The following is a 14,395-nucleotide window of genomic DNA, read 5'->3' as shown; positions in this document are numbered from 1 at the left end:
CCCCCCCCCCCCCCCCCCCCCCCCCCGCCCCCCCCCCCCCCCCCCCCCCCCCCCCCCCCCCCGCCCCCCCCCCCCCCCCCCCCCCCCCCCCCCCCCCCCCGCTCCCACAGGGGATGTGTTTCAGCAACGGGTCAGGCGTAGGACAGGTCTTTCTCTTCCAGCAACTCCTGATACAGCTCGGTCCACTTGCGGGCCATCTCGTCGGCGGTGAACAGCTGCCGGTAACGCGCCTCGGCCTTGATGCCCATGGCTGCCGCGCGCTCCGGGTTTTCCCACAAGGTGCGCATCGCCTCGCGAAACGCCAGTGGATTGCTCGGAGGCACCACCAGGCCGGTTTCGTTGTGGATATTGATGTAACTGGTACCGGTACCGATTTCGCTGGAGATCATCGGTTTGCCGTACATCGCGCCTTCGAGCAGCGAAATGCCGAACGCTTCGGAGCGCAGGTGCGACGGGAACACGATGGCGTAGCTCAGTTGCAGCAGGGCGACCTTGTCTTCATCGCCCAGGCGTCCGAGGAAGTGGATATTGCGCAGGCCCAGCGCAGCGGCCTGGGCATGCAGCTCCAGTTCCAGCGGCCCGGCGCCGACAATTACCACCGGATAGTCCACGTCCTTCAAGGCATCGAGCAGGATGTGCAGGCCCTTGTAATAACGCATGACCCCGACGAACAGGAAAAACTTATCCCCAAGCTGCTGGCGCCAGCGATTCATGCGTTCGCTGTCCGCCTGTGGATAACCGGCCTTGTTCAAGCCGTACGGAATCACCCGGGTCTTGTCCTGGAACTGCTGCAACACGTCGCTGGTGTGCAGGTAGTTCGGCGATGCCGCGACAATCCGGTCGGCGCTGGCGAGGAAGCGGTTCATCAGCGGTCGGTAGAGTTTGAGCAGATGCTTCTGGCGGATGATGTCCGAGTGGTAGGTCACCACGCTCGGCTTGTTCATGCCGCTGGCGAAGTGCACCAGGTCCATGAACGGCCAGGGGAAGTGGTAGTTGACCACATCGGCTTCGGCGGCCAGCTCGCGAAACTGTTTGAACACGCTCCAGGAAAAACCGGTGGAGGCGAACTGGATGTCGAGTCTGGCGCGATGCACTTCATGTTGACCGAGTTGCACCACGGGCGGGGTCGGATCGGCGCTGAGGGTCAGCACCTGACCGTCGATGCCATGATGCGCGCCGCTTTCGCACAGCTGGAAGATCACCTGTTCGATGCCGCCGACCGAGTCAGGCAAGTAGGTTTTGAAAAAGTGAAGAACTCGCATTCAGCCTCCCATGGCCTGGCGGTAGGCACCGGCGGTGGCCTGTGCGCAACGTACCCAGGAAAAAAGCCGCGTCCGGTGCAGTCCGGCTTCTCGGCAGGCCTGCCAATGCGCTTGATCGTCGATCAGGCGATTCAGCGCATCGCGCAAGCCGTGTGCATCGTCAGGTTCAATGTAGTTGCCTGCCGCGCCGGCAACTTCCGGCATGGCTGAAGATCGGGTGAGGATCACCGGGGTGCCGCTGGCCATGGCTTCCAGGACCGGCAGACCGAAACCTTCATACAGTGATGGAAACACCAGCGCACGGGCGCCGGCCAGCAGCTGGGCGACGTGTTCATCCGGCAGGTAGCCGAGCAGGCAAACGTGCCCTGAGGCCAGGGCCTGGCGCAGTTCGTCGCTGAACTGGGCCTGTTGCCAGCCGGCCATGCCGACGATCAGCAGCGGAAAGCGCTGGCGTACGGCATCCGGCAGCAAGGCGTGGGCACGCAGGGCCAGGCTCAGGTTCTTGCGCGGTTCCAGGGTGCCGACACACAAAAAATATTCTCGCGCGGCAACGGCATGCGCCTTGAGCACCGCTTCGATGGCGTGTGGTTCCCGTGGGTGGAAGCGCTCGGCCACACCCAGTGGCGCCACCACGAAACGCTCGGCCGGCAGGCCGAAGTAGGCTTGGGCCTCGTCGGCGATCGCCTGTGAGTCGGTCACGATCCGTTGCGCCTGTTGCACGCCAGCAGCCAGGCGCCGTTCGATTTCCTTGAGGCGCGCCGCCGGTTGCGAATCAGGAAAGTGCAGATGGGTCAGGTCGTGCAGGGTGATCACGGTCGGGCCATCGAAGGCCAGCGGCCACAGGCTCGGCTCGTGATACAGGTCGATGCCTTGCGTGCGGCCCTGATCGAAGCGTTTCTGCTCCAGCCAGCGCCGCGCCTGATAGGCGCCGGGGATCTGCCGCAGCAGCGGCGTCAGGCGCGAATAGCCGGGCATCGCCGCTTCCGGCAGCGCCGAACTCCAGCCCCAGCCGTGGAACAGCGCCACTTCGACATCGGTGGTGCTGCGCAAGGCGCGAACCAGTTCGGCGACGTAATGGCCGATGCCGGTGCGCGGTGCCTGCAGGATCCGGGCGTTAAGGGCAATGCGCATACGGCCTCGCTGGCGCCGATGGCGCTTTCAGGACGTTGTGTGCGGTGCGTTCGGTCAATTGGGCGCTGGCCTCGCGCCAGCCGATCCAGCGCCAGTCAGCCACATTGCGGGCAGCGGGGAACTGACCGCTTTGCTGGAACCGGATGATCAAGTCGGCGAGGCTTTGCGGGTCCTGCAAATCGAAGTAGGCCATGAACTCGCCGCCGATTTCGCGGAACACCGCGATGTCACTGCCCATCGCCGGCAAGCCGCGCTGCATGGCTTCTACCAGTGGCAGGCCAAAGCCTTCGACAAACGAGGGGAACACCAGTGCACTGGCGTGGGCGTAGGCATGTTCGAGGCTGGTGTCGCTCAACTCGTTGAACATGAACAGGCGGCGATTCAGTTCGGGATGATTGTGCACCCGGGCGAGCAGAGCGTCGCACTTCCAGCCGATGCGTCCGGCGATGCACAGCCGCGCCGTGCAGCCGGCGGCCCAGGCCCGCTCGAAGGCATCGAGCAGGTACGTGTGGTTTTTGCGCGGTTCGATGGTGCTGACCATCAGGAACACGGGCTCCGGTGTACTGAACAGTTGTTGCAGGCGCGGTTCGACGGTAGCCCTGGCGCTGTGCAGATCCAGTTCGGAACCGAGATGGAAATAATCGAACCAGAGTCTGTCGGTGTGTGCCGGGCCGACCCGTCGCTGCAGTTCGGCGCGCAGCTGATCGCGCACCGTTGCGGAAATCGCCATGTAGCCATCGGCGGTGCGGGTGATCCAGTCGAACCATGCGCTGAAGACCTGCACCAGCCGCGTGTCGTAGAACTGCGGGTGGGTCAGCGGGATCAGGTCGTAGATCACGGCGACGATACCCACCCCGTCACGCTTGAGTTGTTCGGCGTGGGGAAAAAAGTCCGAATGCCAGGACGAATCCAGCAGCACCAGCTGGTCGCCAGGCTGATGTTGCAGTGGCGTGCAGCGCTTGAGCAGTTGCTTGCGGTTCATCAGCCTGATCAGGCGCAGCGGACAACCAAACAAGCCGAAGGAGGTCAGTCGGTAAGCGACGTACAGAACGCGTCGGGTGAATTTCGACGGACAGCGTGGATCAAGGCGCTGGTGCCACTGCCAGAATCGGTGGGCGAGGCGTTCCAGCCGCTCGCCAAAGGTCGCAACGGCGTTGAGCAATGGCGCGTCCAGCGGGGCCAGGCGTGTGACCCGATAGAGCTGGCCCCTGAGCGAAATCACCGGCAGGCACTCGACATCACCCACCCGCTCGGGTAGTTGCTTGATGACGTTACGCACTACTCGTTGAATACCGGAGTTGATCGTCGGGTGCTTGAAGACGTGGGTGCACTCCACCAGCAGCCGGGTCATGGTGCACGCTCGGTCAGCTCTGCCTCGGTATGGCGGGTGATCGAGGTCTTGGCGTTGAGCCAGGAACAGCCGACGAAATCTTCCTGGCGGTTGTTGATCACATGAAACACCAGACCGTAATCGCGCCATTCGAAGTTGCGGTCCAGGTGCGAGTCCAGGCGTGACAGGCTCAGCGATACGGAATAGTTGCCCTTGCCCAGGCCCATGACGAAGGCAAAGCGGTAAGTGAAGCGTTCGCCGGCGTGCAGGTCAGTCAGAGCCTTGTTCAGACGATGGGTGTTGATGCCATACATCATCTGGCCCAGACGATCCTTGAGGATGAAGCCGAGCACCAGTCGTTCAATGTCGCGCCGAACCTCCACCTGAACTTCCAGTACCACTGGCTGGCCGACCTCGGCAGCGTCGATGGCGCGATCGTGTTCGTCCAGCAGGCGCACACTGAGAATGCCTGCCTCGCCCGTGCCGGACACGGTTTGCACCTCGCCGCCGGCGAGCATTTCCTGACGCACGATCTGCCCTTCGCGTTCGGCCATCAGGGCGTTGTAATAATCGAGCACCACTTCTGGCTTGTCGTACAGGGCCATGCGCCCATCCTTGAGCAGGATGGCCGAATCGCAGATCGACTGGATGGCCGAACGATCATGGGAGACGATCAGCAAAGTGGTCCCGGCCTTGCGGAAGCTGCGGATGCGTTCGAAGCTCTTGTGCTGGAAGTAGGCGTCACCCACCGACAGGGCCTCGTCGACGATCAGAATGTCCGGGCGCCGCGCGGTGGCGACGCTGAACGCCAGACGCATTTGCATGCCGCTGGAGTAGGTGCGGACCGGCTGGTCGATGGCTTCGCCGATTTCCGCGAAGTGTTCGATGTCCGGCATCAGCGTTTCGATCTCGCTGACCTGCAGGCCCAGCAACTGCCCGGCCATGAACGCGTTCTGGCGACCGGTAAAGTCCGGGTGAAAGCCCATGCCCAGCTCCAGCAGTGCGGCCACGCGACCTTCGATTTCGATCTTGCCGCACGTGGGCTGAGTGGTCCCGGTGATCATCTTCAGCAACGTGCTCTTGCCCGCACCGTTGGCGCCGACGATCCCCACCGCCTCGCCGGGCGCGATCTCGAACGCGACGTCCTGCAGTACCCAGTGCTGATGGTGACGAACGGGTGAAAAAGGTATCAGCCATTCCGCCAGGCGACTCCAGCGCGTCGGGTACTGTTTATAGGCCTTGCCCAGGCCTGTAACGCGAATATGCCCCATCAGAGTTCATCCACCATTTCGCCGACGCGCTGGCGAAACAGGCGCAGGCCGATCAGACACATCAGCACGGCGGCGATGAACGCCGGTAGCAGCGAACTCCAGACCGGCCATTGCCCATACAGGAACAGGTTCTGATAGCTGCCGATCAGGCTGGTCAGCGGGTTGAGCTGCAACAGACGCTGGACCCACTCCGGCAGAATCGTGATCGGGTAAACAATCGGCGTCAGCCAGAACCAGAACTGCAGGCAGATGGCGAAGAGCTGGCCGACATCACGGAAGAACACGTTCAACACGCCAAGAATCATTCCCAGCCCGGCGCAGAACATCATTTGCAGCGCGATCAGCGGAATCAGCGCCAGCAGCGCCATGCCCGGCCAGCGCCCGGTGACCAGCAGGAAACCCAGAAACAGGGTGATGATGATCGCGAAATTGATCCCGGCGTTGATCAGCACGATCACCGGCAGGCAGATGCGCGGAAAGCTGATTTTCTTCAGCAGGTTGGCGTTGTCCAGAAACATGGTCTGGCTGCGCAGGGTGATTTCCGAAAACATTCCCCAGGCCAGCAACCCGGCGCAGAGATAGACGCTGTAGGCCATGCTGTCGTCCACACCCGGCAGGCGCGCGCGCATGATGTGCGAGAAGATCACGGTGTAGACAATGATCATCGACAGCGGATTGAAGATCGGCCACAGAGCGCCGAACAGTGAGTTGCGGTACCGCGCTTGAAACTCCCGCTGCACGCTGCCGAGGATGAAACCCCGGTAGCTGTGCAGCGAGCGGTAAAGGGAAAGCAGCATTCAATCCGTCCTGCCGTATTGGTCTTCGAAGCGCACGATATCGTCTTCACCCAGGTATTCGCCGCTTTGCACTTCGATGATCACCAGGTCGATCACGCCAGGGTTTTCCAGGCGATGCCGGTGTCCGGCGGCGATGAACGTCGATTCGTTCTTGGCCACCAGATGGGTGCCCGTGCCGTTGTTGGTGACCTTGGCCATGCCTTCGACCACGACCCAGTGTTCGTTGCGGTGATGGTGCATTTGCAGCGACAGCTTGCCGCCGGGCTTGACCACGATTCGCTTGATCTTGAAGCGCGGACCTTCCTCGAGCACGGTGTAGGTGCCCCATGGCCGGCTGACGGTGCGGTGCAGGCGGTAGGCTTCGTGGGATTTGTCCTTGAGCTGCTTGGCGACACGCCGCACATCCTGGGCGCGGTCGGCGTGGGCCACCAGCACGGCGTCGGCGGTGTCGACGATGATCAGGTTATCCACACCGACGGCGGCCACCAGCCGGCCTTCGCTCTGCACGAAGTTGTTGTGGCTGTCGATGAAGACCGCTTCGCCACTGGCGCGATTGTTGTCGGCATCGGCCGGCACCAGTGCGGCCACGGCGCCCCAGGAACCGATGTCGCTCCAGTCGAAACCGGCGGGCACCACCACGACTTTTTCCGAGCGCTCCATCAAGGCGTAGTCGATGGAGATGTCGGTGATTTCGGCGAACAACGCCGGTGACAGTTCCTGTTGCAGGCAGCCGACGGTTTCCACCGGGGCGCTGGCGTCCATGCACGCGCGGGTCTGTTCCAGCAGCTCCGGGGCATGCCGTTGCAGCTCGTTGATCACGGTCGCGGTGGTGAAACAGAACATGCCCGAGTTCCACAGGAAGTTGCCGCTTTCCAGGTAATGCGTGGCGGTCTGCAGATCGGGTTTTTCCACGAAACGCTGCACTTTCGCCGCGCCTCTGGCGTCCAGTGGCGCGCCGGTCTCGATGTAGCCGAAGCCGGTTTCCGGGGCAGTCGGCAGCACACCGAAGGTCACCAGATAACCGTCCTTCGCCAGGTTGACCGCGTGTTCGACGGCACTCTTGAGTGCGTCCTGGTTGACGATCAAATGGTCGGCGGGCATCACCACCATGATTGCGTTGTCGCCGTGCAGCGCCTGCAGTGACAGGGCCGCTGCGGCAATCGCCGGGGCGGTGTTGCGCCCGGTCGGCTCCAGCAGGAAGTGCCCGCGATGGCGCGACACGTGGGCGGCGCAATAGTGATCCTTGCTCTGGAAGTAGTACTCGCGGTTGGTCACCGTGACGATGTCGCCCCAGCCGTCGAGCAATGCTGCCGCCCGCTGGTAGGTCTTGCCGAGCAGCGACTGGCCGTCGGGCAGGGTCATGAACGGCTTGGGATGGCCCTCGCGGGACACCGGCCACAAACGAGTACCGGCACCGCCGGACAGAATCACGGGGATCAGCATGACCTACTCCTTGGCGACGCGTTTCATGTCCGCATCCATCATCATGCGGATCAAGGTGTCCAGATCGGTTTTCGGCTTCCAGCCCAGTACGCGCTGAGCCTTGGCCGGGTTGCCGAGCAGCACTTCGACTTCGGCCGGGCGGAAGAACGCCGGGTCGATCTTCACGTAGTCGCGGTAGTTCAGGCCGACGTGATCGAAGGCGATGCGGCACATCTCGCGCACGGTGGTGGTGACGCCGGTGGCGACCACGAAATCGTCAGGCTTGTCCTGTTGCAGCATCAGCCACATGGCTTCGACGTAGTCACCGGCAAAACCCCAGTCGCGTTTGGCGTCGATGTTGCCCAGGGCCAGTTCCTGCTGCTTGCCCTGCTTGATGCGGGCCGCAGCGTCGGTGACCTTGCGGGTGACGAACTCGATGCCGCGCAGCGGTGATTCATGGTTGAAGAGGATGCCGCTGCTGGCGTGCAGGTCGAAGCTTTCGCGGTAGTTGACGGTGATCCAGTGGCCATAGAGCTTGGCCACGCCGTAGGGGCTGCGCGGGTAGAACGGGGTGTTCTCGTCCTGTTGCTCGGCCTGGATCAGGCCGAACATTTCGCTGGTGGAGGCCTGATAGAAACGTGTGTGCGGGCTGAACTGGCGGATCGCTTCGAGCAGGTGAGTCACGCCCAGGCCATCGACGATGCCGGTGGTTACCGGTTGATTCCAGGACGCGGCGACAAAGCTTTGCGCGGCAAGGTTGTAGACCTCGTCCGGGGCTGACTTGATGACTGCGCGCTGCACCGAGCAGGCGTCAGCCATGTCGCCATCGAGGTACTCGATGTCGGCTTCGACGCCCATCTCGCGCAGGCGCCAGCGCGAATCGCTGCTGCGCCGGGCAACCAGGCCGTGAACCTTGTAACCCTTGTCGAGCAACAGTCTGGCCAGATAGGCACCGTCCTGTCCGGTGATCCCTGTGATCAATGCACTTTTCATTCTTGTTGTACTCGCTGCTCCCAGTCGGACAGGATCGCCCGCAGGGATTGTTGTGTTGTGATTTCAGGCGTCCATCCTGTGGTTTGGGTCAGTCGTGCGTGACTGCCGCAAACGCGACGCTGATCCGCACGACGCATGCGTGCCGGATCCTGAACCAGTTGCACCTGGACCTGCGCCAGATCGCTCAGCTGTTCGATCAGACTGCGGATGCTCTGCTCGCGGCCCGAGCAGATGTTGTACACCTGCCCCGGCGTGCCTTTTTCCAGCAGTGCGAAATAAGCCGAGAGCACATCGCCGACATCGAGGAAGTCCCGCGTGACGTCAATGTCGCCGACCTCCAGTTGCGGGGCTTGCAGGCCCTGTTTGATGCGGTTGATCTGGCGCGCAGCGCTGGCGATGACAAAGCTGTCTTTCTGCCCGCTGCCGATGTGGTTGAACGGCCGCGCCACCAGCACCGGCCAGCTTTCGCTCAAGCCCCATTGCAGGCTGAGAAATTCTGCCGACAGTTTGCTCACCGCGTAGGGATTGCGCGGGCAGGGCGGTTGTTGTTCGGTGATCGGCAGGGCGGACTCGGCGACCTGGCCGTAGACATCGCCGGAGCTGACGTACAGGAACGTGCCGGCAAAACCGCGAGCCTTGAGGGCCTGTAACAGATTGAGGGTGCCGAGCAGATTGATCTCGAGGGTGCGGGCCGGGTCGCGGAAGGCTTCGGGAACAAACGTCTGGCCGGCCAGATGAATCACCGCGTCGGGCAATTGCGGCCACAGGTCGACGAGACTGTCCGGCACCGTGAGGTCGTAGGGCGATGCGCCAGGCAGCAGCTGCCATGTCGAATCAGGCGACGCCAGACGCGACTGGATATGTTGCCCCACGAATCCACCCAGCCCCGTGACGAACAGACGCTTTTTCAAACCGCGACCCCTTGGTCTTGAATCTTCGCCATTTCCCACAGCCTCTATGGGCGTGTCTGTCAGAACGCTTGTAAATACCGGTCGGACATCGGGCGAAGTCATTGTTGTAGTTGTTTGGTTGCCAATCTGTGCCAATTACGCAGCAATTTCAACAGGCCAAACCGTGACTGGTCAGTTCTCGTCAGAGTAGCCTGATTTATTCTCGCCGGGTGGTTCGCGAATCCCCGACGGATGTGTTTAGAATGCCCCTCGTCGCGTTCTCCCGGTGTTGTTCAGAGTGACTGCAATCCCGGCTGCAACCGACCACTAAAACAAGAACAAAGACGGGCCCGAAGACGCAGGACGAGTGCCGGCATGCCGACCACGATCCAGCGCTTGGCCGTCATGGATTGAAGCGGCCGGGATGGCGACTTCATCGTGGGATGCCATGAATTTCATTCTTTACTCGGACGTCAACGACAGCTCCATCAGCCAGAGTCTCGGGCGTCCCGAATACAGTTATTACTTCGTGCTCAAGGCCTATCGTCCGGTGCTGGAAAGCCTTGGGCGGGTGCATGTGGTGTCCTCCAGCGCCGACGTCGATCCGCTGTACCGCCAATTGCGCGTGGCCGGCGAAGACAGCCTGTTTCTCTCCTTCACCCCGCCGCAGAAAACCCCGACCGACCTTGAATGCCCGACCGTCTGCGTGGTGGCCTGGGAGTTCGACTCGATCCCCGATGAGCAATGGGACAATGACCCGCGCCAGGACTGGACGCAGATGCTCGCACGTCAGGGCCGGGTCATCACGTTGTCGAGCCATACTGCGCGGGCGATCCGCCGGGCCATGGGGGATGACTTCCCGGTGCTGGTACTGCCGACGCCACTGTGGGAAAACTTCGCTGCCATCCGCGCACGTCACGTCAGTGAGCCGGTCAATCCCGGCACAACGCTGGCGATCAAGGGCTGCGTGTTCGATAGCCGCACGCTGGGCTTGTCTGCCGACGCGCTGATTCCGATACCGCCGACTGCCGAGGAAGAGGCAGCGCTGGCCGCTGAAATCGAGGCTGCGCGTCCGCCACCGCTGACCCTCAAGCGGCGCTTTGTGATCGCCCGCCACTACTTGCGTCTGTGGGTTCTGGATTCAGGCCGCGAGCAAGTACCGGCGGTGCCACGCGTGAAGTTTCTGCATCACTGGTACTGGGAAGGTGTGCGCGATCTGCTGTCAGACAAGGCGCATGCCTGGCTCGAACAGCGTTTGCCGAACATCGCCGGCGCCCCCGCCGTGCCGGTCATCGAACCTGCGCCTCTGGATTTGCCGGACACCTCATCGGTTGTCGAAACCCGTGTCGATGGCGTGGTCTACGTCAGCGTGTTCAACCCCAGGGACGGCCGCAAGAACTGGCACCACATCGTCACCGCGTTCTGCTGGGCCTTTCGCGACAAGCCCGACGCTACGCTGGTGCTCAAGATTACCCATAACGATCTGACGTCCTACTACAGCGAATTGATGACCCTGCTTGCGCAGTTGTCGCCGTTCGCCTGCCGGGTGCTGGTGCTGCACGGTTACCTCGACGACGGGCAATACGCGCGGCTTTACGAAGCCGCCAGTTTTTACGTCAACGCCTCGCGCTGTGAAGGCCTGTGCCTGCCGTTGATGGAGTTCATGTCCAGCGGTAAGCCGGTGATCGCGCCGGATCACACTGCGATGGAAGACTATATCGACGATTCGGTGGCGTTCGTGGTCGAGTCCAGCGAGGAACTGACCATCTGGCCGCAGGACAGCCGTCTTATCTATCGCACGCTGCGCCACCGGCCGGACTGGGGTTCACTGAAAAACGCCTACGAAAGCAGTTATCGGATGGCCAAGGCTCAGCCGCAGGATTATCGGCGCATGTCCACGGCCGCGGTCGAACGCATGCACCAATACTGCGCTTTCGCGCCCGTGCAGCAACGTATGGCGGACTTCTTCGGGCTGGTTGCACACACGCCGCAGGCTGTGTCAGTGACGGATAACGCCTCATGCTGATCATCATTTATTCGGAAACCAACCAGCACACCATCGCGCAGAACCTGGGACGCTCGGAGTACAGCTATTACTTCGTGCTCAAGGAATACCGGCCGGTACTCGAGCGGCTCGGGCGGGTGGTGGAAGTGCTCGATCCGCAGACCGAAGTCGACGCGCTCTATCGGGAGTGCGCCGCCCGGGGCGAGCCGTGCGTGTTCCTGTCGTTTTCGCCGCCGCACCGCACGCCGCTGAACCTGGCGTGCCCGACGCTGCCGGTGTTCGCCTGGGAGTTCAGCACCATCCCCGACGAGCCGTTTGCCGGTGAGCCGCGCAACGATTGGCGCACCGTGCTGCGCGCCTGCGGTGCGGCGATCACTCATTCCAGCTACACGGTCAATGCCGTGCGCGAGGCGATGGGGGCCGATTACCCGATTGTCGCGGTGCCGGCGCCGGTGTGGGATCGTTTTGCCGCACGCGGTGCGCAGTTGCCACGTGAGCCGCAGGCGGGCCCGCTGCGCCTGAAGATCAAGGGCCTGGTGGCCGACAGTCGCCAGCTCGACCTGAACGCGTACGCTCCGCTGCAACTGCGCAGCGGCGTCGGCATTGATTTTGCGGCCCCGGTGACCGAGCAGGAGTTGCTGCTCGACGGCGTGGTCTACACCTCGGTGTTCAACCCCGGCGACGGGCGCAAGAACTGGCAAGACATGCTCAGCGCATTTTGCGTGACGTTCCGCGACAACGATGACGCGACGCTGGTGCTCAAGCTCACCCACCATGATGCCGAACTGGCGATGAGCGACATCCTCCATCACCTGTACAAGAACCAGTCCTATCGCTGCCGCATCGTGCTGATCTATGGCTATCTGGCGGATGCCGATTACGAACGACTGGTGCAGGCGACCCGCTACGTGGTCAACACCTCTTACGGCGAAGGCCAGTGCCTGCCGCTGATGGAGTTCATGTCCTGCGGCAAACCGGCGGTCGCCCCGCGCACCACGGCGATGATCGATTACCTGAGCGCCGACAATGCGTTCCTGATCGACTCCACCGATGAACTCACTGCCTGGCCGCACGACCCGCGCAGTGCTTTCCGCACCTTGCGCTACGTGACCAACTGGGCGTCGTTGTGCGTGGCCTATCGCGCCAGCTACGAGGTGGCCAGACACGATCCGCAACGGTATGCGCAGATGGCAGCGCAAGCGATTAACAGCCTGCAGGGTTTCTGCAGTCAGTCAGTGGCCGAGCAGCGTTTACAAATGTTTCTGACGCAGTTGTTCGACCGCCTGCCTGCCGCCCATGTAGAGATTTCCGGGGCATGAGCAGCAAACGGATCATGGACATCGAAGTGCTGCGGGCAATCGCGGTGCTTGGTGTGCTGTTTCATCATTTGCAGGGCAGCCTGTTCACCGATCGGGTGCCTCTGCTGGGAAACATTCACGCCTGGGCGCAGTCGTGGTGGGGCGTCGATCTGTTTTTCGCGATCTCCGGATTCGTTATCGCCCGCAGCCTGATCCCGGCGCTGCGAGCTTGTACGACCCGGCAGGAATACTGGGCGCAGACGCGTAACTTCTGGTTGCGACGGGTATTTCGTCTGTTGCCGTCGGCGTGGTTGTGGCTGGCGTTGATGCTGCTGGCCTGCGTGTTTCTCAACCGCTCCGGGGCGTTCGGCACCCTGCACGCCAACTTGCAAGCGACGCTGGCGGGAGTGTTGCAGTACGCGAACTTCCGCTTTGCCGACAGTTTCTTTAACTACGAATACGGCAGCAGCTTCGTCTACTGGAGCCTGGCGCTGGAGGAGCAGTTCTACCTGTTGTTCCCGCTGCTGATTCTGGTGTGCCGCAAACACCTGGTCTGGGTATTGCTGGCGCTGGTGGCGGTGCAATTGTTCACCCTGCGCACGCCAATGCTGATGGTGGTGCGTACCGATGCGCTGGCCCTCGGCGTGTTGCTGGCGATGTGGAGCGTGCAGCCGGGTTATCAGCGCTGGCAGCCGACGTTCCTGCAGCGGCCATGGGCCGGCGTATCGACGCTGATTTTGCTGGCACTGTTGCTGAGCTACATGGCCACCGACCGTTTCACCTTCGCCTCTTACCGCATCGGCTCGATTGCCGTGCTCAGCGCGCTGCTGGTGTGGATCGCCTCGTACAACCGCGATTACCTGCTGCCGGCCGGTGGTCTGCAACGGTTGATGGCGTGGATCGGCAGTCGGTCCTACGGCATCTACCTGATCCATATTCCGGCCTATCTGCTGGTTCGCGAGCTGATCTTCCGCTTGCAAAGCGCCGGTTTGCCGAACGCGGCCGGGCACCCTGTACTGAGCATCCTGCTGGCGTTCGGCCTGATCGTGCTGCTCAGTGAACTCAATTACCGCTTTATCGAAATGCCGATGCGCAATCGCGGCGCTGCGCTGGTGCGTCGCCTCGATACTTCGCGAACCGCCGTCACATCCTCTGGAGCCACCTCATGCTGAGCCTTTTGAAGAAACTCAGGGCAGCGTCGCCTGCGCCGGTCCCCGCGCCGTCTGCTGCGGACAAAGTCGACCCGTACATGCTCGGCCTTTACGACGCGAAGCTCAGCGGCTGGTTCAACCAGGAGACCGACGAGCTGTTCACCGGGTTCCGGGTGAGTGCGGACGACATCCTGCTTGATGTGGGGTGCGGGGACGGCGGCAACGTGTACTTTTGCGGCATGCGTGGGGCGAAGATCATCATTGCCGACATCGACGGTGCCAAGGTTGAGGCTACTCGCCAGCGCCTGAGCGATACGCCGGCGCGTGAGATCGAATGCCATGTCACCGACTGCAACCCGCTACCGATCGCCGACGCCACCGCCACTCGGGTGGTGTCCACCGAAGTGATTGAACACGTCGACGATCCGGCGCAATTTCTCGCCGAGCTGGTGCGCGTCGGCAAGCCGGGCGCGCTGTACCTGCTGAGTGTGCCGCACCCCAGTTCCGAAGACCTGCAGAAGGACATTGCCTCGCCGGAGTATTTCCAGAAGCCCAATCACATTCGCATCATCAGTGAAGAACAGTTCAAGGCAATGGTCAGCGATGCCGGGCTGGAGATTATCAGCCATAGCCAGTACGGCTTTTACTGGTCGATGTGGATGCTGCTGTTCTGGGAGGCCAAGGTCGATTTCAGTAACCCGGATCACCCGTTGCTCGAGCATTGGGCCAACACCTGGCAAACCGTGCTCGACTCGCCACGCGGCGCGCAGATCAAGCAGGCGCTGGATGCGGTGGTGGCGAAAAGTCAGGTGATCATTGCCCGCAAGCCTTGAGCGGTTTGTGTA

12 protein-coding genes are annotated in these 14,395 nt (G+C 62.3%); 4 read left to right on the top strand and 8 right to left on the bottom strand.

Features of this window, described 5'->3' with window-relative positions:
* Positions 1–131: 131 nt before the first annotated feature.
* From NTD85_RS27625 to NTD85_RS27590, 8 genes are read right to left on the bottom strand one after another with little or no spacing between them, the layout of a single operon-like run.
* The gene (locus NTD85_RS27625) at positions 132–1,262 is read right to left on the bottom strand and encodes a glycosyltransferase family 4 protein (RefSeq protein WP_103484008.1); all 1,131 of its coding nucleotides are present in this window, start codon (positions 1,260–1,262) and stop codon (positions 132–134) included.
* Positions 1,263–2,393 (bottom strand): glycosyltransferase family 4 protein, encoded by a 1,131-nt coding sequence (locus tag NTD85_RS27620; RefSeq protein ID WP_103521801.1) that lies wholly within the window; start codon positions 2,391–2,393, stop codon positions 1,263–1,265. It abuts the gene before it with no gap.
* Entirely contained in the window at positions 2,377–3,744 is a 1,368-nt protein-coding gene (locus tag NTD85_RS27615; protein WP_262143756.1) for a glycosyltransferase family 4 protein, read from the bottom strand. Before NTD85_RS27615 ends, NTD85_RS27620 begins: the two co-directional genes overlap by 17 nt.
* Positions 3,741–4,994: an ABC transporter ATP-binding protein gene (locus NTD85_RS27610; protein ID WP_262143755.1), complete on the bottom strand. Its 1,254-nt coding sequence runs from the start codon at positions 4,992–4,994 to the stop codon at positions 3,741–3,743. Before NTD85_RS27610 ends, NTD85_RS27615 begins: the two co-directional genes overlap by 4 nt.
* Positions 4,994–5,791 (bottom strand): ABC transporter permease, encoded by a 798-nt coding sequence (locus tag NTD85_RS27605; protein WP_262143754.1) that lies wholly within the window; start codon positions 5,789–5,791, stop codon positions 4,994–4,996. Before NTD85_RS27605 ends, NTD85_RS27610 begins: the two co-directional genes overlap by 1 nt.
* Positions 5,792–7,234, bottom strand: a complete 1,443-nt coding sequence (locus tag NTD85_RS27600; RefSeq protein ID WP_003229756.1) for a mannose-1-phosphate guanylyltransferase/mannose-6-phosphate isomerase — start codon at positions 7,232–7,234, stop codon at positions 5,792–5,794. It abuts the gene before it with no gap.
* Positions 7,235–7,237: 3 nt separating this feature from the next.
* Positions 7,238–8,206, bottom strand: coding sequence for a GDP-mannose 4,6-dehydratase (gmd, locus tag NTD85_RS27595; RefSeq protein ID WP_003229754.1), 969 nt, complete (start codon positions 8,204–8,206; stop codon positions 7,238–7,240).
* Positions 8,203–9,117 carry a GDP-mannose 4,6-dehydratase gene (locus NTD85_RS27590; RefSeq protein ID WP_003229752.1) on the bottom strand — a complete coding sequence of 305 codons (915 nt, stop codon included), beginning with the start codon at positions 9,115–9,117 and terminating at the stop codon, positions 8,203–8,205. Before NTD85_RS27590 ends, gmd begins: the two co-directional genes overlap by 4 nt.
* A gap of 427 nt (positions 9,118–9,544) precedes the next feature.
* Here NTD85_RS27590 and NTD85_RS27585 point away from each other — a divergent pair, with 427 nt between their 5' ends.
* Genes NTD85_RS27585 through NTD85_RS27570 form a run of 4 tightly spaced genes read left to right on the top strand, consistent with a single transcriptional unit; the run spans position 9,545 to position 14,383 of the window.
* Positions 9,545–11,122 (top strand): glycosyltransferase, encoded by a 1,578-nt coding sequence (locus NTD85_RS27585; RefSeq protein WP_262143753.1) that lies wholly within the window; start codon positions 9,545–9,547, stop codon positions 11,120–11,122.
* Positions 11,116–12,420 (top strand): glycosyltransferase, encoded by a 1,305-nt coding sequence (locus NTD85_RS27580; RefSeq protein WP_103484014.1) that lies wholly within the window; start codon positions 11,116–11,118, stop codon positions 12,418–12,420. The genes NTD85_RS27585 and NTD85_RS27580 overlap by 7 nt, the downstream gene beginning before the upstream one ends.
* Positions 12,417–13,571, top strand: a complete 1,155-nt coding sequence (locus NTD85_RS27575; protein ID WP_262143752.1) for an acyltransferase family protein — start codon at positions 12,417–12,419, stop codon at positions 13,569–13,571. Before NTD85_RS27580 ends, NTD85_RS27575 begins: the two co-directional genes overlap by 4 nt.
* The gene (locus NTD85_RS27570; RefSeq protein ID WP_003229744.1) at positions 13,565–14,383 is read left to right on the top strand and encodes a class I SAM-dependent methyltransferase; all 819 of its coding nucleotides are present in this window, start codon (positions 13,565–13,567) and stop codon (positions 14,381–14,383) included. The genes NTD85_RS27575 and NTD85_RS27570 overlap by 7 nt, the downstream gene beginning before the upstream one ends.
* The last annotated feature ends 12 nt before the right edge of the window (positions 14,384–14,395 follow it).

It is taken from the genome of Pseudomonas sp. 13B_3.2_Bac1, from assembly GCF_025466205.1.
GTDB lineage: Bacteria > Pseudomonadota > Gammaproteobacteria > Pseudomonadales > Pseudomonadaceae > Aquipseudomonas > Aquipseudomonas fluorescens_H.
This window is presented reverse-complemented; position numbering and strand designations above follow the sequence as displayed.